This is a genomic window from Kibdelosporangium phytohabitans (assembly GCF_001302585.1).
Lineage (GTDB): Bacteria > Actinomycetota > Actinomycetes > Mycobacteriales > Pseudonocardiaceae > Kibdelosporangium > Kibdelosporangium phytohabitans.
Map to the genome: position 1 here is coordinate 1,445,576 of NZ_CP012752.1, position 19,599 is coordinate 1,465,174.

Genomic DNA, 19,599 nt, shown 5'->3' on the forward strand with positions numbered 1-19,599 from the left:
TTTACCCGCAGGTCGACGGCGGTACGAGGGCAAATCCGGTGACGAAACCGACGCACACAGTCACACCCGGCCCCCTTGCGCGCAGCTTCCACCACAACAGCAATCCGCCGGGGGGACCCCCGATTTTCACGTTACCGGAGGGGTACGACAGTTCCGGTGTTGCTGCAGGTGGGGCACTGGTTCCGGCATCCGGCGCGGTCGCCGTGCCACCCGCCACGGCCAGGTTCTGCGTTCACTTCCGCCGAGCCACGCGGCTCGCTGTGCACTTTCCGCGCGGCTGGCTGGTGCGCGTGCTCCAGTGCTCGGCTTGACTGGCATGTGGCGCGCTTCACCGCCGTCCAGACCGCTGGTCCAGCAGTGCTTCACGGCCGGACTTGGCGGGCACGCGCTGGCTGCTCTCCGCTGCCCCGGCTGGCGTACGGCGTGCGGCACCGCATCACCAATTCCCCAGGGGGACCCCCGATTTTTACGCTACTCCTGGGGTCTGACAGTTTCGATGACCGAGTCGATCTCGGTCGCCAGCGCGGTGTCCTTCGCGGTCAGGCCACCCGCCGAGTGGGTGCTCAGTGCGAAGGTCAGCGTGCGCCAGCGGATGTCGATGTCCGGGTGGTGGTCGTCGTTCTCCGCTATCTCCGCTATCCGGTTCACCACCTGGATCGCCTGCGGGAAGCTGTCGAGTTCCACGGTCCGCACGATGGCCGACCCGTCGCGCCGCCAGGAGGGCAGGTGCTCCAGCGCCGAGGTCAGCTCGTCATCGGTCAGCAGTTCGGCCATGTGTCCATGGTGCCTCTATGCTCACGGTTCTGCCACGGGAGTCCGGTGTCGTCCGGGCTGAGAGGAGGGCGAACCAGCCCTCGACCGTATGAACCTGATCCGGGTAATGCCGGCGCAGGGACGGGAGGATGTGTAGTGCGGAGAGCCGTAGTCGCCCTGCTCGTGCTGGTCACGGCCGCGGGGTGTTCGCTCGCGACCGAGCAGAAGCCGAGCGGCCCGCAGGGCCAGAAGGTCACGCTGGTCACCCACGACTCGTTCAACGTCCGCAAGGAGCTGCTCGACGAGTTCCAGCGGACCAGCGGGATCACCGTCGAGGTCCGCAAGTCGGGTGACGCGGGCGCGTTGACCAACCAGCTCGTGCTCACCAAGGCCAATCCGATCGGCGACATCGCGTTCGGCGTCGACTCCACGTTCGCCTCACGGGCGCTCAACGAGAACGTGTTCCAGGCCTATCAGAGCCCGGACGCCAACAAGCGCTACCAGGTCGACGACACCAACCGGCTGACCGCCGTCGACATCGGTGACGTGTGCGTCAACGTGCACAGCTCCGGTTTGAAGGGCGTGCCCGAGCCGAGGTCGTTCGAGGATCTCGCTGACCCGAAGTACAAGGACATGCTGGTCGTCGAGAGCCCGGCGACGTCGTCGCCCGGCTTGGCGTTCCTGCTGGGCACGGTCATGCACTTCGGCGAGAACGGCTGGAAGGACTACTGGACGCGGCTCAAGGCCAACGGCGTCAAGGTCGTCAGCGGCTGGGAGGAGGCCTACAACCAGGAGTTCTCCGGCACGGGCAAGGGCACGAAGCCGCTCGTTGTCTCCTACGCGTCCAGCCCGGCGGCCACGCCGGACACCAAGGCCCTCCTGGACACCTGCTACCGCCAGATCGAGTACGCCGGTGTGATCCAGGGCGCCAAGAACGCCGACGGCGCCAAGAAGGTCCTGGACTTCATGCTTTCCCAGCAGTTCCAGTCCGAGGTGCCGGACCAGATGTACGTCTACCCGGTACGCGAGGGTGTCGCGCTGCCCGAGGCGTGGCAGAAGTCGGCGCCGTTGCCGGGTGACCCCGAGGCGACGCTGCCCGCGCAGGAGGTCGACCGCGACCGGGAGAACTGGGTCAACCAGTGGCGCTCGCTCGTCCAAGGCTAGGGGTCGCGCTGGTGGCCTTGGTGCCACTGGCGTTCCTCACCTTGTTCTTCGCATGGCCGGTGGTCGCGATCATCGGCCTCGGTCTGCGTGCCCGGCTGGTCGACACGTTGACCAGTGCGGACACGTGGAGTCTTGTCGGGTTCACGCTCGGCCAGGCGGCTGCGTCCACTGTGGTCGCCATCGTCGCCGGGATGCCGTTGGCGTTCCTGCTCGCCCGGTGCAAGCTGCCCGGACGCGGGCTGGTGCAGGCGATCGTGCTCGTTCCGTTCGTGCTGCCGGCTGTCGTTGTGGGCCTTGCGTTCCGCGGTCTCATGCCGGACGGCGGTGTCTGGTCGATCATCCTGGCCAACGCGTTCTTCAACGTCGCTGTGGTCGCGCGGACGGTCAGCGGTCTCTGGGCGAGCATCGACCGGCGCGCCGAGGACGCGGCACGAGCCCTTGGCGCGACGAGACTCCGTGCGTTCACCGCTGTCACGCTGCCCGCGCTGACACCGGCGATCGGGTCGGCCGCGGCAGTGGTTTTCCTGTTCTGCTCCACCAGTTTCGGTGTCGTGCTCATCCTCGGTGGCGCCGAGTACCGGACACTGGAAACCGAGATCTACCTGCGGACTGTGCAGCTGTTCGACCTGCCTGGCGCGGCTGCGTTGTCGATCCTCCAGCTGGCGGCGGTCGTCACCGCGCTGGTGATCGGTGCGGTGGCGCGCAAGAGGCGGCAGGCGGCGCTGAAACTCAGTGGCAGCAAGGAAACCGCGCGCAGGCCGGTCGGCGGTGAGTGGTTCGTGGTGGGTGCGGCCTACGTCGTGATCGCGCTGCTGCTGACCCCGATCGTCAACCTGATCGGCCAGGCCAGTGTCGAGGGTTTCCGCGCACTGTCCAGCACTGGTCACGACAACAGCTTGGAAGTGACCGGATTCCGGGCCGCGCTGAACTCGATGAGCACGGCGACCGACGCGACGGTGCTGGCGCTCGTCCTCGGCGTGCTGTCGTCGATCGCGTTGATGCGGCTGGGAAAGACCGCCGAGCTCGTCGACGTGGCGATGATGCTGCCGCTTGGCGTGTCGGCCGTCACGGTCGGGTTCGGTTACCTGATCACGCTCGACGCGCTGCCCGGTGACCTGCGGACGTCACCGCTGCTCGTCCCGCTCGCACAGGCGATCGTGGTCACCCCGTTGATCATCCGGATCCTGTTGCCTGTCCTGCGGTCCATCGACGACCGGCTGCGGCAGGCCGCCGGGACGCTCGGCGCGAGCCCGTGGCGGGTGTGGCTCGAAGTGGACGTGCCGCTGGCCGGGCGGTCGCTGGTGACGGCCGCTGCGTTCGGGTACGTCGTCGCGCTCGGGGAGTTCGGCGCGACGAGCTTCCTCGCCAGGCCGGACGCGCCGACCCTGCCGATCGCGATCGGCAGGCTGATCTCGCGCCCCGGTGAGCTCAACAACCAGATGGCGTACGCGGCCTGCACGTTGCTCGTGGTGGTGACGGTCGCGGTCGCCGTGCTGATCGAGCGTTTCCGGACCACGGTGGAGGAGTTCTGATGCGGATCAGGAACCTGACCGTCCGATTCGGTCAGTTCACGGCCGTCGACGACGTGAGCCTCGACATCGGTGACGGCGAGGTCGTCGCCCTGCTCGGTCCGTCCGGGTGCGGGAAATCGACGCTGCTGCGGGCCGTCGCGGGTCTCGAATCCCAGGTCGAAGGCACGATCCGGTGGGGCGAGCAGGACCTGACCTCGGCGCCGGTGCACAAACGCGGCATCGGCCTGGTCTTCCAGGACGGTCAGCTCTTCCCGCACCGCGACGTCGCCGGGAACGTCCGGTTCGGCCTGCGGATGCACCGGATCGACGACCCGCACCGGGTGGACGAGCTGCTTGAGCTGGTCGGCCTGAGCGGTTACCAGCGCAGGAAGGTCACCGAACTGTCCGGCGGCGAGCAGCAACGGGTGGCGCTTGCCCGAGCGCTTGCTCCGCAACCACGCCTGCTCCTGCTGGACGAGCCCCTCAGCGCGCTGGACCGCGCACTGCGGGAACAACTCGCCATCGACCTGGCCCGATTGCTCAGGAAAACGGGTACGTCCGCGCTCGTGGTCACGCACGACCACGACGAGGCGTTCACGCTGGCCGACCGGGTCGCCCTGATGCGCCAGGGCAGGATCGTCCAGACGGGCACGGCGGACGAGGTCTGGCGGTATCCCGTCGATGAGCAGACGGCGACTTTCCTCGGCTGTGGCCTGATCCTGGACGCGGACGTCGCCAACGGGACAGCCGTGACCGACTTCGGCGAGATCGCGCTGCCGTGGGCGCCGGACGGCGACCACAAGATCGGGCTGCGCCCCAACGCGCTCGTCGCGGACCCGGACGGCCCGATCGAGGGCGAGGTGAGCGGACGCGTGCACCGCCGTGACCACGTGCGCCTGCTGGTGAAACTCGAACACCGGGAAGTGGACGCGGTCGCGAGCATCACGGCCGCACCCCAGCCAGGCGAACCCGTGCGCCTGCGGCTCGAACCGGACGGATGTGCCCTGCTCGGACCTCGTGAGCGGTAAGTCCGGTTCTAACCGGACCAACCACTCACGAGTCTTTGGTGACCATTCGGGCGAGGGCGAGTGAGTAGCCGATCAGGATGTAGCAGACCGCCCGCAGCAACCCGGTCACCAGGCCTTCGGACGGCACCGGGTCGCGCAGGACGTCCACGATCGAGTCCCAGCTCTGGGTGATCAGGAACGGGTGCATCCAGTCGAGCACCGGGATCGAGCTGAGCAGGCCGAACACGAACAACCCGCCGATCACCGACGCCAGCACCAGCAGCGGGTGCTCGGTCGACGCGGACACCGCGAGCGCGATCGCGCCGATCGCCCACATCTGCACGATCACCCAGCCGGTGGCCAGCAGGACCCGCCACAGGCCCTCGCCGACCGGCAGCGTCGCGCCGGAGATGGACACCAAGCTGCCCGGACCCGCGATGATCAACCCGGTGACGAACGCGATCAGCGAGGTCATCAGTGCGGCGGCGGCGGACACCACCGCGACGCCGAAAGCCTTGACCGCCAGCAGCCTCGCCCGGCTGACGGGCGCGAGCAGCAGGCCGCGCAGCGTGCCGTGGGACGCCTCACCGGCCAACGCGTCGGACGCCGTCATGGTCGTGCCGAGCGGCAGGAAGAAGATCATCGTGGTGGACAGCACGATCACCGGCAGCATGAGCGCGTTGCCCGCGACGGCCGCGACGATCGACTGGTCGCCGTTGGCCCGGATCGGCGCGTCGACCAGTTGCGTGCCGACGCCGAACAGGATCGGGTAGAGCGCGAGCAGGCCGAGCAGGATCAACGTCCTGGGCCGCCGGTAGATCCAGCGCAGCTCGGAACGCAGCAAGCGGCCGATCGGGGCGCGCACGGGTGCTGTCATGACGTCTCCGTGAGCTGGGCGAAGAGGTCTTCGAGACCGGTCCGCTGCTTGTGCACCTCGTGGACAGGTATGTCGGCACGCACCAACGTCGCCACGACCTCGGGCGCGGTGGTGGACGCGAGGTCGACCAGCAGGCCGTCCGGCACGGCACGAGCCGGGATCCGGTTGTCCCGCAGCGCGTCGACCGCGGCCGTGACTTCCGGTGTGGACACCAGCAGGCCGGCGTTGGAGGCTTCGAGCATGTCCTTGAGCTCGCCCTGGGCGACCACGTTGCCCTGGTGCAGCACGGCGACGTGCGTGCACGTGGCTTCCACTTCGGACAGCAGGTGCGACGACACCAGGACGGTCGTCCCGGCGGCGTGCAGGTCCGCGATCACCCCGCGCACCTCCCGCGTCCCGGCCGGGTCGAGGCCGTTGGTCGGTTCGTCCAGCACCACGAACCGGCGCGGCACGAGCAGCGCCGCGGCCAGGCCCATGCGTTGTTTCATCCCGAGCGAGTAGCCGCGGTAGCGGCGGTTCGCCGCGGCCCCCAGGCCGACTCGCTCCAGCGCGTCGTCGACCGCGTTGGCGATCGCGGCGGACTCCAGCAGCGGCTCGGCCGCCGCGCAGCGCAGCAGGTTCTCCCGCCCGGACAGGAACGGGTGGAATCCCGGTCCTTCGACCAGGGCGCCGACCTGCGGCAACACGGACTGGGCCGCTTCGGGCAGCCGCGCGCCGAACAGCTCGATCTCGCCTGCGGTCGGCGTGGTCAGGCCGAGCATCATCCGGATGGTCGTGGTCTTGCCCGACCCGTTCGGGCCGAGCATGCCCAGCACCGCGCCTTCCGGGACGTCCAGGTCGACGTGGTCGACCGCGACGGTGTTGCGGTAGAGCTTGCGAAGGCCCCTGGTCCTGGCGGCCAGCACAGGGGTGGGCACGGCGTCGGCCGTGCCCACCCCTGCTTGCGCTTCAGCGAACGTCACTTAACCTGTCCGATTGCCTCGGTGAGCACCTGCTCCGGGACAGCGCCGATCGCCACCCGGCCGTCGGTGGTCACCAGCGCGGTCGCCACCTTCGTCGAGAAAACGTACCCGGTGCCCCACGGGCCCGAGGTCTCCTTGCCGAAGGTCTTCAGCAGCGAGGTGACGTCGAAGCCCTTGCCGCCGCCGAAACCACCCGGGCCGCGGCCCTGTGCCTGACCGTGCTCCTGCGCCTTGCCGATCACCGAGTTCAGGTCACCGGGCAGCTTGGCCACCAGCGTGGTGTCCCAGCCGTCGCCGACCGTCTTGAGGTTCAGGCTGCTGATCAGGTCCTGGAAGCCCTTGCGCGCCTCGGCCGGGTCCTTAGGCTTGTGGTCGCCCTTGGTGGCTTCCTTCACGGTCGCGCCCTGCGGCGGCGTGAACTGGAACAGCTTGGCGTCCTGCGCGCCGACGTTCAGCTCGGTGAACTCGACCTTCAGCGCCGGGTCGGCCTGGCCGTTGGCCAGCACCTGCAGGCGCAGCGGCAGCCTGGTCTCCGAGTCGACCGCGACCCGGATCTCCCGCAGCAGCGTCCGCTCGGTCGGCTTCGGCGTCACGACCAGCTCGTACGCGGGGCGCTTGGCCACGCGAGCGGTGCCGTCCACCTTCACGTCGCTGTACTTGCGGACCTGGGTCAGCACGTCCTTGCCGATGGTCGCGAGGTCCTTGCCGGGCACCTTGTCCGCCGCGGCCTTCTCACCGTGGTCGAACTTGGTGACCGTGTTCTTCTGCGAGTCCCAGGACCAGAGCGTGCCGCCGTCCTCGACGAAGGTCTTCTCCGAGGACTTGCCCGGCAGGGTGGCCCTGAACCGGTTCTGGCCGTCCGACCAGACCGACGCCGACCCGATGCCGTCGAGCAGCTTGATCGGCAGGCCGAGGTTCTCCGTCGCGGACACCTTTCCCGCAAGTGCGGGGATCTTGGCGTTCGCGACCGACTCGACCAGCTGGTCGGCGCTGATCTGGGGCAGCACGGGCGGCGGCTCGTCGGCTCCGGCGGGGATGGCGAGCACGCCAAGCCCGACCACGCCGGCGAGAACGCCCGCCCCCGCGACGGCCAGTGCCGCCTTCTTGGTGTTCATCCGTCTCTCCCCGTTTTCGCGTCATGTGTTGTTCCCGCACCACAGAGACTGCCCGGCGGCTGCTGAGATGAGGCTGAGACACTGAGAGAAAGCTCAGAAATCCCGGCTGTGAAGCTGGGAGACGGGCATGCTGTCCGCGTGAGACCTCGGGTTCTTGTGGTTGACGACGAGCCGGGCGTGCGCCGGGCCCTGCAACGCGGCCTGACCGCGGAAGGGATGGACGTCGTGGTGGCCTCGGACGGCCCGAGCGCGCTGCACGTCGCGCGGACCGGCTCGTTCGACGCCATCCTGCTCGACATCATGCTGCCCGGTTTGTCCGGTTATCGCGTGTTGCAGGCGTTGCGCGCCGAAGGCGTCCGCACGCCCGTGCTGCTGGTGTCGGCAAAGGACGGTGAGATCGACCAGGCCGACGGCCTCGACCTCGGCGCCGACGGCTACCTGGTCAAACCGTTCTCCTTCGTGGTGCTCGTCGCCCAGGTGCGGGCGCTGCTCAGACGCGGCTCGGTCGAGGGGTCCGGTCAGCGGCTGCGGCTGGGCGAGCTCGTGGTGGACCGGGCGTCCCGGCAGGTCAGCATGGCCGGCGAGCCCGTGTCGCTGAGCCCGCGCGAGTTCGCCGTGCTGGACGTCCTGGCCAGCCGGGCGGGCTCGGTGGTGACCAAGGACGAGTTGCTCAGAGCGGTCTGGGGCGACGAGCAGGCGGCGACACGCAACGCCGTCGAGGTGTATGTCGGCTACCTGCGGCGCAAGCTGGAAGCGGTCGGCGCGGGCTCGATCGTCCGCACTGTGCGCGGCCACGGCTACCTGGCGTCCACCGGCGAGATCGACGCCGTGCTGGGGACATGAGAAAACTCAAGGAGGCCTGGTTCCGGCGGTCCATCCGGTTCCGGATCGCGACCATGGCCACCGCGGCGACCCTGGCCATCCTGCTCGGGCTGGCCTGGTTGTCCGGGCGGGGGATCGGCGGGCTGCTGATCTCGTCGACCGACCGTGAGCTGCGGCCGATCCTCGACGCCGCGATCACCGAGGTCGAAGCAGGCCGCATGCCCCACCCGAGCACGCCGTACGTGCAGGTCAGGGTGCTGGACACGGCAGGAGCGCCGCAGGACGGCCTGCCCGGTCCCGGCCTTGAGGAATGGGTCATCCGCGAGCTGAAGGGCGCCGAACCGGTGACCCAGTTCGACGACGAGCCGCCGACCAGGTGGATCGGCACGGTCGTCACCGCGCCGAACGGCGCACAACGCCTCGTCGTCGCGGGAACCGGCCTGTCCGGCTACGAGGAAGCGCAGCGGCACGGCCTGAACTGGCTGCTGATCGCCGGTTTGCTCGGCGCGGCCGCGACCGGGATCGCCACGTGGTTCTCCGTGCGGTCGTCGCTGCGGCCGGTGGAACGGATGCGGCTGGCGGCCGCTCGTTTGCCTGCCGGGCAACGGTTGCCGCTGCCCGACTCGCACGACGAGTTGCGTTCGCTGGCCGGTGCGCTCAACGGTTTGCTCGACCGCCGCGACGAGGCGACCGAACGGCTGCGCCGGTTCACCGGCGACGCCGCGCACGAGCTGCGCTCGCCGGTCGCGTCCATCCGGGTCCAGGCCGAAGTGGCCGTCGCCAACCCGGATCCCGTTCTGTCCCAAGAGGTTCTCGCGGACATCGTGCAGGAGTCCGAGCGGCTGTCCACATTGGTCGACGGGCTGCTCACCCTCGCCCGGTCGGACGCGGGGGAGTTGCCGACGGCTCAGCCGGTCGACCTCGTGACCGCCGCCGGTGCCGCGATTTCCCGGTGTGGCAGCGAATCGCCGCGAGTGGTGCTGCAGGCGCCGATCGGGTCGGCGTGGGTGCTCGCCGCACCGGCCGAAGTGGATCTCGTACTGGACAACCTGCTGCGCAACGCCGTGCGCTACGCACGTGCGCAGGTCACCGTGGCGGTGCTGCCCGCTGGTGGGCTGATCCGGTTGGTCGTGGACGACGACGGCCCCGGGGTCGCGCCGGAGCACCGGGAGAAGGTGTTCGACCGGTTCTACCGCGTGCAGGACGACCGGGCGAGACAGACCGGTGGCTCCGGTCTCGGTCTCGCCCTCGTCGCCGAGCTTGTCCGCAGGCGCGGCGGATCCGTCCTGGTCACCGAATCGCCGGACGGCGGCGCGCGGTTCCAGGTCCGCTGGAAGTCCCTGTGAGGGTCTCTACGACAGGAGCTTGACGGCGCCCGACGGGCACAGCGTCGCGGCCTGCCGGACCACGTCCTCCTCGCCCGCGTCCGGCTGCTCGTGCAGCACCTTCACGATGCCGTCGTCGTCCTGGTCGAACACATCCGGTGCGGTCAGCACGCACATGCCCGCGCCGACGCACACATCACGATCACCTTCAACGTGCATATCCCACTCCTACCACTACTGATGCCCAGCCGACGCCTTTGTCAGGACAATGTCAGGAAACGCGGTCACCACGTCACGGGCAGCGCGTTGACCCCCTGGATCGTCATGATCGGGCGCAGTTCCAGCTCGCCGACCGGCGCTGCCAGACGCAGGCCGGGGACGCGATCGAACAACGCGGGCAGTGCCACCTGGAGTTCCGTGCGTGCGAGGTTCTGCCCGAGGCACTGGTGCACGCCGTAGCCGAACGCGACGTGGTGTACGGCGGACCTGCCGAGGTCGAACCGGTCGGGTTCGTCGAACGCGTCCTCGGCGCGGTTGACCACGCCGGTGGCGATCACGATGCCCTCACCGGCCTTGATGACCTCGCCCGCGATCTCGATGTCGCCGACCGCGACGCGCAGGATCGACTCGACGATCGTCAGGTACCGCAACAACTCCTCGACCGACGCGGGCACGGCGTCGTGGCCGGTCCGGAACGCGGCGAGCTGTTCGGGGTGTTCGAGCAGGGCGATGACCGACAGCGTGATCATCGAGGCCGTGGTCTCGTGGCCCGCGCCGAGCAGCAGCAGTGCCGTGAACGCCAGTTCGTCCAGCGACATCTGGCCTGTGCCGACCCGCTCGCGCTTGAGCCGGGCGATCAGTCCCGGCGGCGGGTCCGCGGCCAGTGCCGTCAGGTATTCGAGCAGGTCCGCCCCTGCCTTCGTCGACTCCTGCGGTGTCCTGCCGCGCAGGATGCCCGACGTGGCCTTCTCGAAGAACTCGTGGTCGGCGTAGGGAACGCCGAGCATCCGGCAGATCACCAGTGACGGCACCGGCAGCGAGAACGCGGTCACCAGGTCGGCGGGCGGCCCGGCGGCGAGCATGGCGTCGATCCTGTCGTGCACGATCCGGTCGATCTCCGGCCGGAGTTGCCTGAGCCGCCGCACGGTGAACTCGGAGATCAGCATGCGCCGGAAGCGGTTGTGCTCGGGGTCGTCGCGTACGAGGAACGGCCGGTTCGGCGCGGTCTGGATAGCCGCGACCCCGGCAGGCACGATCATCGGGAAACCCGTGTTGGTGCGGTCGGCGGACACCCGTGGGTCGGCGAGCAGTGCGCGGGCCTGTTCGTGGCCGGAGACGACCCAGGCCTCCTGGCCGTTGACCAGTTGGACCTTGCGCAACGGTGTTCCGTCGCGCAGTTCGCCGTAACCTGGGGATGGGTGATAAGGGCACGTGCGTTGCTGCGGGTAAGTGATCATTCCTTCCCCTTCATCGCTCGCCACCACTGGCAGGATAGAATTCTACGCTCGTTGAATTGAATGCCGCAATGCTTGGTTGCCGATGAATCAGCAGGTCATCGACCATATTGAGGTAACTTGGCCTATGCTCTGCCTGTGCAGGTCGATCATCGGAAGGGGCCACGCCGACGCGGCGAGGCGCTCGAGGACGCGATCATGCAGGCGGCGGTCGAGGAACTGACCGAGGTCGGCTACACCGCCGTGAGCATGGAGCGGATCGCGATCCGCGCGCGCACCAGCAAAGCGGCGCTCTACCGGCGCTGGACCGGCCGCGCCGACCTGATCGTCGACGCGTACACGCGCTTCGCGGCGCGGGACGTCGAGGCGCCGGACACCGGAAGCCTGCGCACCGACGTGATCGGCTTGCTGCGGCGCATTGCCGACCAGGCCAAACCCGAGACGCTGCACCTGTTCTTCGGTGTGCTGGCCGACGCCGGAGAGGAGCTGAGGGGCAAGATCCGCGAACGGTTCGTGCTGGTGAAACCGACGCGGATGGCGGCGATCCTGGAGCGCGCGGAGACACGCGGCGAGGTCCGGGCGCACCTGCCTGACCGGCTGCGCACGTTGCCACTCGACCTGATCCGGATCGAGGTCCTGCAACACGGCGGCGGACCGGCCGTGACGGATGAGGCGATCGAGGCGATCGTCGACGACGTGTTCCTGCCGCTGGTGCGGCCCTGATGCCCGCGTTGCGCACCACCGTGGCGGTGGACGCGCCCGCGCGGACCGTGGCCGGAGCGGCGATCGAACTGGTCGCGGGCCGGGCGCATGTCGTTTCCGTTTCCACCGGCCAGATCGCCGCGGTCATGCCGGGCAACCAGTTCGGGGGCGCGCGGTTGACGTCCACGTGTGCGCCGGATGAGACGGGGACGTCGCTGACGTGTGAGCTGTCCTGGTTGTCGCCCAACGCTTTCGTGGACGGCGTCGCCGTGCGTCAACCGGCGCTGTCGCTGCTGGAATCGCTTGCGTCGCAGATCGGGGCGCGTGCGGAGGAACTGGCTGGCGCCGCGGTGATCGTCGGGACGGCGATCCTGCGTGACGGCCGGATTCTGGCTCAGCAGCGCGCTTTTCCCGCTGACGTCGCCGGGATGTGGGAGTTGCCCGGTGGCCGCGTCGAGCCGGGGGAGAGCGACCGGGCCGCGGTGGCGCGGGAATGCCGGGAGGAGCTGGGCATCGAGGTTTCGCCGGGTGCCGCCGTCGGGCCCGACATCGTGCTGCCCGGCGGGAAACTGCTGCGGATCTACCAGGCCACGACCGACGCCGATCCGGTCGCGGTCGAGCACAAGGCGGTGCGGTGGCTGAGCCAGGACGAGCTCGACGACGTCGAATGGCTGCCCGCGGACCGGATCCTGCTGCCGGTGTTCCGCGACCACATGAGCGGTCGTGCCTGACAGCGCGTCCGCCGACCGCGTGGACCGTGCCGGGCAACCGGGTCGGTCGCCCGGCACAGTCCACTCGCCCTTCAACCGATCCCGGCCAGCCGGGTCACGGCCGCCAGCCTGTGGTGGCCGCGTTCCGCGGCGCGTTCGGCGCCTGTCGCCCTGATCCGGTCGAGTTCGGCCGGGTCGGCGAGCAGGTCCTCCGTGCGGTTGCGGACGGCTCGCAGTTCCTCGATCACGGCGTCGGCTGTCGTTTCCTTCAGCACCCGGTACGAGTCGATGCCGTCAGCCACGTCCTGTGGTGGCTGTCCCGTGCACGCGCTGAGGATCTCCAGCATGTTCGCCACACCGGGTTGTTCGTCCGGGCGGTACTCGACGCGTTCGAAGCCGTCGGTCACCGCCCGGCGGAACTTGCGGCGGATCATGTCCGGGGCGTCCAGCACGAACACCACCCCGGCCTCGTCGCGTGCCGACTTGGCCATCTTGCGCTCGGGCGCGGCCAGGTCGCGGATGCGGGCAGCCACCTTCGGCGTGACCGCCTTCGGCACGACGAACGCCTCGCCGTAGGTGCTGTTGAACCTGCGGGCGAGCGCTCGGGCCAGTTCCACGTGCTGTGCCTGGTCCTCGCCGACCGGGACCTCGTCCGCACCGGGCAGCAGGATGTCGGCGGCCATCAGCACCGGGTACGTCAGCAGGCCGAGGCGCACGGTCTTGGCGCCGGCGGACTTCTCCTTGAACTGGATCATCCTGGCCACCTCGCCGAACGTGCACGTGCACTCCAGCACCCACGTCAACGCGGTCAGCTGGCTGGCGATGTCCGACTGGACGAACACCCGCTCCGGTTTGATGCCCGAGCCGAGCAGCACCGCGAGCATCTCCCGGCTGAGGGCTCTGAGCCGCTGCGGGTTGTACGCCGTCGTCATCGCGTGCATGTCGCTGACGAAGTACAGGTCGTCGTCGGTGCCCTCACGCGCCCACTGGCGGATCGCCCCCAGGTAGTTGCCCAGCTGGGCACGGCCGGACGGGGTGGCGCCGGACAGTCTGGTCATCGTGGTGTCTCCCTCTCGCAACGGTGTGGCCGCCGCCGGGGGACACGAAAAAGGCCGCCCGGTGGGCGGCCTGTGGCTTGTCAGCGCACAGCTGGATGGCCGCCTGTCGCGGCCCACCACATCCCGGTGTTGCTGTGCACGGGCCGAGGGTAGCAGGAGGCGCATAAAGAACGCGTATATGCCGCGCTGTCACGATTCCTCTGGTGCTATGCCGGGCGTACCGTAAATGGCATGTACATCGTGATGCTGGCCTACAAAGCGCCGATAGAAGAGATCGACTATCTACTGCCCGATCATATGGAATGGCTCAGCAAGCACTATGACGCCGGGCACTTCCTGTGCTCCGGCAGGCAGCCGACGCGGATCGGCAGGGTGATCATCACGCGGCCGATGCCCCGCGCGAAGCTGGAAGCCCTGCTGGCCAGCGATCCGCTGGACATGGCGCGCATGGTGCGGCACGAGGTCGTCGAGTTCGAGGCCACGCGCACCGCACCAGAACTCGCCAGGGTGAACGAGGCTCTCGCCAGTTAGCCGGAAATTGTCGGCACCGTGACGACGGTACTGCTATTCGGTGTGAACCGAACTGCCCGGATCGACCGCCATGCCGGTCCGGGCCGGTCCTGTGAAATGCGCATTTGAATATCTTTTTACCAACGCTGTGCATAATTGAGGCATGACCTGTCTGTTGGTGACGCCGTGGTGGCACAGCCGCGTGCCCGGCCCGTCGGCCGCCGCCGGCTCTGTCGCTCCCACGCGAGTGGTGGACTGGGACCACCCGCTCGTCGCCGGGTTCGCTTCCCGTGTCCCCTCGGGCGAACCAGTCGATCTCCTCCGATCCGCCCACCGGCTCATCGCCTCGGCCGTGCGTCCCGTCTACGCGGTCGAAGACGCGCAACCGGTGTCACGCACCCTGCGCCGCGGCCGTGGCTCGTGCAGTCAGCGCCTTGCGGTGCTGGAAGCCGTCGCTCGCGCGTCCGGCATTCCCACGCGGGTTCGTGGCCTCGTGGTCGACGGTCGCTTCTGGTACCCGCGCTTCCGGCGGTTGCGTTCGCTGGTGCCGTCCGAGGTCGTGCTGGCGTGGCCGGAGTTCCGTGTGGACGGCGGCTGGCTCGGTGTCGCCGAGCTGTTCGGGGACCTCGCGTCGCGCGGCACGTGCGGTGCGTTCACCAACGCCGACGGGGAAACGCTTTTCGACGCCCTCTCGCGCACGGCCGTCGACTGGGACGGTGTGACGGGAACGTCATGTGATCTCTCCGCGCGGATCCTGGCCGATCTGGGCAGGTTCTCGTCGCGAGATGAACTCTTCGCGACCCACGGGCAAACCCTGTGCGCGCCGTCGCGGCTGATGGCGGATCCGGTGCTGGGCCGGTGGTCGCCACGCTGCTAGGCGGCGGCGGCCTTGGCCTTGCGCAACGCCAGTACCGGGCACTTGCCGCAGCGGTCCTTGGACTTGCAGCACTTCTTCTTGACCTTGCCCGCCTTCATCAGGTTGCGCACGGTTTCCGCGGGCGTCTTGCCCACGTACTTGGCTTTGATCTTCTTCTTGCCCACGCGCGTGCTCCAACCTCGGGTTTCGAGTCGAAGTAAGGCTAGGTTGTCCTTCCTTGATCCTCCCTGTGCGGCTGGTCACACCGATGGTCAGGGTAACCTTTTGGATGGGCCTCGTCCGCACAGGAGCGCGGGGCCATTCCCGTTACCGAGGTACAGGAGCTCTCGCGTGCCCGCATCAGCCACTGCCAGCAGGACCAGGACGGACCTGCGCAACGTCGCGATCGTGGCGCACGTCGACCACGGCAAGACCACTCTCGTCGACGCCATGCTGCGCCAGTCCGGCGCGTTCGCGGAGCGCGCCGAGATGGTCGACCGAGTGATGGACTCCGGCGAACTCGAGCGGGAGAAGGGCATCACGATCCTCGCCAAGAACACGGCGGTCCGCAGGCAGACCCCGGACGGCGCGGTGACCATCAACGTGGTCGACACCCCCGGCCACGCCGACTTCGGTGGCGAGGTCGAGCGCGGCCTGTCCATGGTCGACGGCGTGCTGCTGCTGGTCGACGCCAGCGAGGGCCCGCTGCCGCAGACCCGGTTCGTGCTGCGCAAGGCGCTGGCCGCCGGGCTGCCCGTCGTGCTCGTCGTGAACAAGGTCGACCGCCCGGACGCCCGGATCGCGGAGGTCGTCAGCGAGAGCCACGACCTGCTGCTCGACCTCGCGGGCGACCTGGAGCTGGAAGACCTCGACGCCGTGCTGGACCTGCCGGTCGTCTACGCCTCGGCCCGCGCGGGCCGGGCCTCGCTGGCCCAGCCGGAAGACGGCGGCCTGCCCGACAGCGAGAACCTCGACCCGCTGTTCGACGTGCTGCTCAAGCACATCCCGTCGCCGACCGGCGACCCGGACGCGCCGCTGCAGGCGCTCGTGACCAACCTGGACGCCTCCAGCTTCCTCGGCCGGATCGCGCTCTGCCGCATCCACGCCGGCAAGCTGCGCAAGGGCCAGACCGTGGCGTGGTGCCGCGCGGACGGCACGGTCGCCAACGTCCGCATCGCCGAGCTGCTGATCACCGAGGCGCTCGACCGCGTGCCCGGTGAGCAGGCCGAAGCCGGTGACCTCGTGGCCATCTCCGGCATCCCGGACATCACCATCGGCGACACCCTCGCCGACGTGGACAACCCCGTCCCGCTGGCCCGGATCACGGTCGACGAGCCCGCGATCGCGATGACCATCGGTGTGAACACCTCGCCGCTGGCCGGCCGCAACGGCGGTACCAAGCTGACCGCCCGCGTGCTCAAGGCCCGCCTCGATGCCGAGCTCGTCGGCAACGTGAGCATCAAGGTCCTGCCGACCGAGCGCCCGGACACGTGGGAGGTCCAGGGCCGTGGCGAGCTGGCGCTGGCCATCCTGGTCGAGACCATGCGCCGGGAGGGTTTCGAGCTGACCGTCGGCAAGCCGCAGGTGGTCACCCGGACCGTCGACGGCAAGCTGTGCGAGCCGTTCGAGCGGCTGACCATCGACGCGCCGGAGGAGCACCTCGGCTCGATCACGCAGCTCGCCGCCGCCCGCAAGGGCAAGCTGGAGCACATGGGTGGGCACGGCACCGGCCGGATCCGCGTCGAGTACGTGATCCCGGCCCGCGGCCTGATCGGCTTCCGCACCGAGTTCCTGACCGAGACCCGCGGTACCGGCATCGCCAACCACGTGTTCGAGGGCTACTTCCCGTGGGTGGGCGAGCTGCGCACCCGCCACAGCGGCTCGCTGGTCGCCGACCGGACCGGCCCGATCACCGCGTACGCGATGATCCAGCTGGCCGACCGCGGCACGTTCTTCGTCGAGCCCGGCCAGGACTCCTACGAGGGCATGGTCGTCGGCGAGAACCCGCGCGCCGAGGACCTCGACGTGAACGTGGCCAGGGAGAAGAAGCTCACCAACATGCGTTCGTCCACCGGTGACGAGCTCGAGCGCCTCGCCCGGCCCCGCAAGCTGGGCCTGGAGGAGGCGCTGGAGTTCTGCGCCAGCGACGAGTGCGTCGAGGTCGCGCCGAGCATCATCCGCGTGCGCAAGCTGATCCTGGACTCCACCCAGCGCGCCCGCGCCCGCTCGCGCGCCAAGACGCAGGGCTGAGCCGGGAAGGGTCCCGCGCCCCTCGCCCTACCGTCGGCCGGCACGGTCGTCAGGTGGAAGCGAGGGGCCTTGATCAACAGGATGACCACGCCGTTGGCCGTCAGCCTGGTGCTCGTACTCGCCGGTTGCTCGGGGCAAGCCGCGAACCAGGCGACGCAGCCGGCGGTGACGTCCACCGGTTCCAGCGCGCCGGTGACCACGCCTGCTGTGACAACGCCTGCTGTGACATCGACGGTTGCCGTCGACCGGACGGCAGCCGTTTGCAAGCTCGTGGACAGCGCTATGTACACCCACCTCCTCAGCCAGGGCGCGGCGATCGGCCGCTACAAGGACGACGACGCTCAGCTGCGGACCGCCTTCGCGGGGATCTACAAGGATTTCGCCGTACGCCTCGGCCTGTTCGGAAAGCAGGCCGAAGCCGCGCTGCGGACGGCGCTGGCCGACTGGGCCGCCGCCACTGCGGAGATCGGTGATCACATCGCCACCCGGCGGCCGAAACGCGGTCTCGTTGTCGACTTCGGCCCGGCTGAGGCGCGGGCGAAAACCGCGCGGAAAGCCGCCGAGACCGTCTGCGGTCACCCGCTGCCGAGCTACAAGTGATCGTCCTCAATGGATCTGCCCGCAAAGGTTCATATCGGGACCTGGTGTTTTCCGTCATGCTGTGAAATGCGGTGTTCGCACCACACGAGTGGCCCCGGGCTGGAAAACTCGGGTGCGTGGGTTCTTGGACAATGGCATCCTCAGCCTCAAGGGGGTGTCGAGCCATGCGAATGGCCGTCGCGGTTGTCGCTGCACTGGCGGTGCTTTCCTCCTGCTCGAACACGCCTCCGCCACCGGTCGTGGGCACGGTCGCGCCGAAACCGTCGGCCGCCGCGGCCAAGCCGGGTGAGATCGTCGTCGGTGTCGACAGCATCACTGGCGGTTACAACCCGCACGCGCTGGCCGACCAGTCGACGATCACCACCGCGCTGTCCACCTTGCTGCTGCCGAGCGCGTTCCGCACGGCGCCGGACGGCAGCCCGCAGCTGGACCGCACCCTCATGGTCTCGGCGGACGTCACGAAAACCGAGCCGTACACCGTCACGTACCGGATCAGGGGCGATGCCGCCTGGTCGGACGGCGCGCCGATCGCCGCCGAGGACTTCCTGTACCTGCGCGCGCAGATGCGCGACGAGCCCGGCGGCGTCGACTCCGCCGGCTACCGGCTGATCACCGACATCAAGTCCGAGGACAGCGGCAAGGTCGTCCAGGTCACCTTCGCCACCCCGTACCCGGGCTGGCGGTCGCTGTTCTCGTCACTTCTGCCCGCCCACCTGCTCAAGGACGCCCCCGGCGGCTGGGAACAGGTGCTCAAGACCAGCTTCCCCGCCACCGCGGGGCCGTTCTCGATCAAGCAGCTGGACATCCCGCGCGGCGAGATCGTGCTCGAGCGCAACGAGCGCTACTGGGAGCAACCAGCGGTGGCCGATCGGGTGACGCTCCGGCGTGCCGACCCGGCAGGTCTGACCGACGCCCTGCGCACCGGCCACGACCAGCTGGTCGTGGCGAGGTCGGACGCGGGTGGCGTCGCCATGCTCCAGTCCCTCGGCGACAAGGTCGCGGTGAAGTCGGCGCCGCGGCCGACCGTCGTCGGCATGTTCCTCAAACCGTCCGGCCAGGACCTCGCCGACGAGCGGGTGCGGACCGCGCTGGTGAACCTGCTCGACCGGGACGAGGTCATCAAGGTCGGCACCGGCGGCGGCCCGAGCATCCGGGCGGACGCGCTGATCCTCGCGCCGTCACAGCCGGGATACGCCCCCACTGGCCCGCTGCCGCATGATCCGGCCGCGGCGCAGGTTCTGCTCACCCAAGCCGGCTACTCGCCCATATCGGGCATCTGGGTACGAGAAGGACGCCCGCTGAGCGTCACGCTGGGTGCGCCGGCCGACCGCGAGCCCTACCTGGCGGTCGCCAAGGAGGTCCAGCGGCAGCTCGTCGCGGCAGGCGTCCAGGTCAAGCTCGTCACCCCCGTGGCCGACCAGCTGATGCGTTCCGGCGGGACCGACGCCGGCCCGAACATCCTGATCGGCCCGCGGCCGGTCGGTGACAACCCGGCAGCCGTGCTGGCCTCGGTGTACGGCTGCACGCCGAACACCACCGACGCGAAAACCGTCCTGCCCGGCAACGTCGTCGGATTCTGCGACGAGAGCCTGCAGCCGACCATCGACGCCGCCCTCAACGGCTCGAAGTCATTGGCCGAAGCTATCGGGATAGTCGAACCCAGGCTATGGCGCCAAGCGGTGGCCGTTCCGCTGTTCCAGTTGGCCGATTCGGTTGCCGCCCGCGCGGAATTGACAACCGGGGACCTGACCGCGCCGCTGAACGCCCCCTTCGCGTCCGCCGTCCGATGGCAGCGCAAGCAGAATTAGCTCTCCGTGGTTGTCCGGTTTCGAAATAGTGCCAGCGGGTAACGGACGGGTTGCCGACTGCTATCGACGTGTCACCCTTTGGTCACGATCGGACCTGCATTGGTGACCCGCGACC

General features: G+C 69.1%; 20 protein-coding genes and 1 riboswitch. Of the genes, 12 read left to right on the forward strand and 8 right to left on the reverse strand.

Going from position 1 to position 19,599, the window contains the following annotated elements; genetic code table 11:
• Positions 1–471: 471 nt before the first annotated feature.
• The gene (locus AOZ06_RS06515) at positions 472–774 is read right to left on the reverse strand and encodes a 4a-hydroxytetrahydrobiopterin dehydratase (RefSeq protein ID WP_054288594.1); all 303 of its coding nucleotides are present in this window, start codon (positions 772–774) and stop codon (positions 472–474) included.
• Positions 775–798: 24 nt separating this feature from the next.
• Positions 799–913, forward strand: a riboswitch (TPP riboswitch).
• Between AOZ06_RS06515 and AOZ06_RS06520 the strand changes: the two genes are divergently transcribed.
• The 3 genes from AOZ06_RS06520 (at position 910) to AOZ06_RS06530 (ending at position 4,456) form a co-directional block, all read left to right on the forward strand.
• The gene (locus AOZ06_RS06520; protein ID WP_054288595.1) at positions 910–1,917 is read left to right on the forward strand and encodes a thiamine ABC transporter substrate-binding protein; all 1,008 of its coding nucleotides are present in this window, start codon (positions 910–912) and stop codon (positions 1,915–1,917) included. It overlaps the preceding riboswitch by 4 nt.
• A 20-nt stretch (positions 1,918–1,937) precedes the next feature.
• A complete protein-coding gene (locus tag AOZ06_RS06525; protein WP_083472570.1) occupies positions 1,938–3,449 on the forward strand; it encodes an ABC transporter permease in 1,512 nt (503 codons plus the stop codon).
• Positions 3,449–4,456 carry an ABC transporter ATP-binding protein gene (locus tag AOZ06_RS06530; RefSeq protein ID WP_054288597.1) on the forward strand — a complete coding sequence of 336 codons (1,008 nt, stop codon included), beginning with the start codon at positions 3,449–3,451 and terminating at the stop codon, positions 4,454–4,456. The genes AOZ06_RS06525 and AOZ06_RS06530 overlap by 1 nt, the downstream gene beginning before the upstream one ends.
• A 25-nt stretch (positions 4,457–4,481) precedes the next feature.
• On the opposite strand, the gene AOZ06_RS06535 is transcribed toward AOZ06_RS06530, so the two are convergent.
• From AOZ06_RS06535 to AOZ06_RS06545, 3 genes are read right to left on the reverse strand one after another with little or no spacing between them, the layout of a single operon-like run.
• Entirely contained in the window at positions 4,482–5,312 is an 831-nt protein-coding gene (locus AOZ06_RS06535; RefSeq protein ID WP_054288598.1) for an ABC transporter permease, read from the reverse strand.
• Positions 5,309–6,274, reverse strand: coding sequence for an ABC transporter ATP-binding protein (locus AOZ06_RS06540; protein ID WP_054288599.1), 966 nt, complete (start codon positions 6,272–6,274; stop codon positions 5,309–5,311). The genes AOZ06_RS06535 and AOZ06_RS06540 overlap by 4 nt, the downstream gene beginning before the upstream one ends.
• Positions 6,271–7,389 carry a LolA family protein gene (locus AOZ06_RS06545; protein WP_054288600.1) on the reverse strand — a complete coding sequence of 373 codons (1,119 nt, stop codon included), beginning with the start codon at positions 7,387–7,389 and terminating at the stop codon, positions 6,271–6,273. Before AOZ06_RS06545 ends, AOZ06_RS06540 begins: the two co-directional genes overlap by 4 nt.
• 138 nt (positions 7,390–7,527) lie before the next feature.
• Here AOZ06_RS06545 and AOZ06_RS06550 point away from each other — a divergent pair, with 138 nt between their 5' ends.
• Together AOZ06_RS06550 and AOZ06_RS06555 are read left to right on the forward strand one after the other, a co-directional pair.
• Complete coding sequence (locus tag AOZ06_RS06550; RefSeq protein WP_054288601.1) at positions 7,528–8,232, forward strand: response regulator transcription factor; 705 nt, start codon at positions 7,528–7,530, stop codon at positions 8,230–8,232.
• The gene (locus tag AOZ06_RS06555) at positions 8,229–9,557 is read left to right on the forward strand and encodes a sensor histidine kinase (protein WP_054288602.1); all 1,329 of its coding nucleotides are present in this window, start codon (positions 8,229–8,231) and stop codon (positions 9,555–9,557) included. The genes AOZ06_RS06550 and AOZ06_RS06555 overlap by 4 nt, the downstream gene beginning before the upstream one ends.
• Positions 9,558–9,563: 6 nt before the next feature.
• Here AOZ06_RS06555 and AOZ06_RS06560 read toward each other — a convergent pair whose 3' ends face one another.
• Both AOZ06_RS06560 and AOZ06_RS06565 read right to left on the reverse strand, forming a co-directional pair.
• Entirely contained in the window at positions 9,564–9,755 is a 192-nt protein-coding gene (locus tag AOZ06_RS06560) for a ferredoxin (protein ID WP_054288603.1), read from the reverse strand.
• A 65-nt stretch (positions 9,756–9,820) separates the two neighbouring features.
• Complete coding sequence (locus AOZ06_RS06565; RefSeq protein ID WP_054288604.1) at positions 9,821–10,993, reverse strand: cytochrome P450; 1,173 nt, start codon at positions 10,991–10,993, stop codon at positions 9,821–9,823.
• Positions 10,994–11,128: 135 nt separating this feature from the next.
• Between AOZ06_RS06565 and AOZ06_RS06570 the strand changes: the two genes are divergently transcribed.
• Positions 11,129–11,713 carry a TetR/AcrR family transcriptional regulator gene (locus AOZ06_RS06570; protein ID WP_236952109.1) on the forward strand — a complete coding sequence of 195 codons (585 nt, stop codon included), beginning with the start codon at positions 11,129–11,131 and terminating at the stop codon, positions 11,711–11,713.
• Between the two features lie 329 nt (positions 11,714–12,042).
• Positions 12,043–12,423: a (deoxy)nucleoside triphosphate pyrophosphohydrolase gene (locus AOZ06_RS06575; RefSeq protein WP_236952423.1), complete on the forward strand. Its 381-nt coding sequence runs from the start codon at positions 12,043–12,045 to the stop codon at positions 12,421–12,423.
• Between the two features lie 71 nt (positions 12,424–12,494).
• On the opposite strand, the gene trpS is transcribed toward AOZ06_RS06575, so the two are convergent.
• Entirely contained in the window at positions 12,495–13,460 is a 966-nt protein-coding gene (gene trpS / locus AOZ06_RS06580) for a tryptophan--tRNA ligase (protein WP_054288605.1), read from the reverse strand.
• 231 nt (positions 13,461–13,691) lie between these two features.
• Between trpS and AOZ06_RS06585 the strand changes: the two genes are divergently transcribed.
• Positions 13,692–13,991, forward strand: coding sequence for a YciI family protein (locus AOZ06_RS06585; RefSeq protein ID WP_054288606.1), 300 nt, complete (start codon positions 13,692–13,694; stop codon positions 13,989–13,991).
• Positions 13,992–14,133: 142 nt separating this feature from the next.
• Complete coding sequence (locus AOZ06_RS06590; protein ID WP_054288607.1) at positions 14,134–14,847, forward strand: transglutaminase domain-containing protein; 714 nt, start codon at positions 14,134–14,136, stop codon at positions 14,845–14,847.
• Here the strand turns inward: AOZ06_RS06590 and AOZ06_RS55945 are convergent.
• The gene (locus AOZ06_RS55945; RefSeq protein ID WP_157232873.1) at positions 14,844–15,011 is read right to left on the reverse strand and encodes a hypothetical protein; all 168 of its coding nucleotides are present in this window, start codon (positions 15,009–15,011) and stop codon (positions 14,844–14,846) included. The two genes, AOZ06_RS06590 and AOZ06_RS55945, sit on opposite strands and share 4 nt — an antisense overlap.
• 166 nt (positions 15,012–15,177) lie before the next feature.
• Here AOZ06_RS55945 and typA point away from each other — a divergent pair, with 166 nt between their 5' ends.
• From typA to AOZ06_RS06605, 3 genes are all read left to right on the forward strand, one after another.
• Positions 15,178–17,076, forward strand: a complete 1,899-nt coding sequence (gene typA, locus AOZ06_RS06595; protein WP_054288608.1) for a translational GTPase TypA — start codon at positions 15,178–15,180, stop codon at positions 17,074–17,076.
• Between the two features lie 81 nt (positions 17,077–17,157).
• Entirely contained in the window at positions 17,158–17,676 is a 519-nt protein-coding gene (locus AOZ06_RS06600) for a hypothetical protein (protein WP_157232874.1), read from the forward strand.
• 164 nt (positions 17,677–17,840) lie between these two features.
• The gene (locus AOZ06_RS06605) at positions 17,841–19,484 is read left to right on the forward strand and encodes an ABC transporter family substrate-binding protein (protein ID WP_063809979.1); all 1,644 of its coding nucleotides are present in this window, start codon (positions 17,841–17,843) and stop codon (positions 19,482–19,484) included.
• Positions 19,485–19,599: the final 115 nt, after the last annotated feature.

Bases quoted from the DNA above. Each gene is read 5' to 3' on its own strand.
- AOZ06_RS06600 (WP_157232874.1), top strand. From the start codon at position 17,158: ATGACCACGCCGTTGGCCGTCAGCCTGGTGCTCGTACTCGCCGGTTGC.
- AOZ06_RS06585 (WP_054288606.1), top strand. From the start codon at position 13,692: ATGTACATCGTGATGCTGGCCTACAAAGCGCCGATAGAAGAGATCGAC.
- AOZ06_RS06535 (WP_054288598.1), bottom strand. From the start codon at position 5,312: ATGACAGCACCCGTGCGCGCCCCGATCGGCCGCTTGCTGCGTTCCGAG.
- AOZ06_RS06590 (WP_054288607.1), top strand. From the start codon at position 14,134: ATGACCTGTCTGTTGGTGACGCCGTGGTGGCACAGCCGCGTGCCCGGC.
- trpS (WP_054288605.1), bottom strand. From the start codon at position 13,460: ATGACCAGACTGTCCGGCGCCACCCCGTCCGGCCGTGCCCAGCTGGGC.
- AOZ06_RS06560 (WP_054288603.1), bottom strand. From the start codon at position 9,755: ATGCACGTTGAAGGTGATCGTGATGTGTGCGTCGGCGCGGGCATGTGC.
- AOZ06_RS06530 (WP_054288597.1), top strand. From the start codon at position 3,449: ATGCGGATCAGGAACCTGACCGTCCGATTCGGTCAGTTCACGGCCGTC.
- AOZ06_RS06565 (WP_054288604.1), bottom strand. From the start codon at position 10,993: ATGATCACTTACCCGCAGCAACGCACGTGCCCTTATCACCCATCCCCA.
- AOZ06_RS06545 (WP_054288600.1), bottom strand. From the start codon at position 7,389: ATGAACACCAAGAAGGCGGCACTGGCCGTCGCGGGGGCGGGCGTTCTC.
- AOZ06_RS06605 (WP_063809979.1), top strand. From the start codon at position 17,841: ATGCGAATGGCCGTCGCGGTTGTCGCTGCACTGGCGGTGCTTTCCTCC.
- AOZ06_RS06515 (WP_054288594.1), bottom strand. From the start codon at position 774: ATGGCCGAACTGCTGACCGATGACGAGCTGACCTCGGCGCTGGAGCAC.
- AOZ06_RS06555 (WP_054288602.1), top strand. From the start codon at position 8,229: ATGAGAAAACTCAAGGAGGCCTGGTTCCGGCGGTCCATCCGGTTCCGG.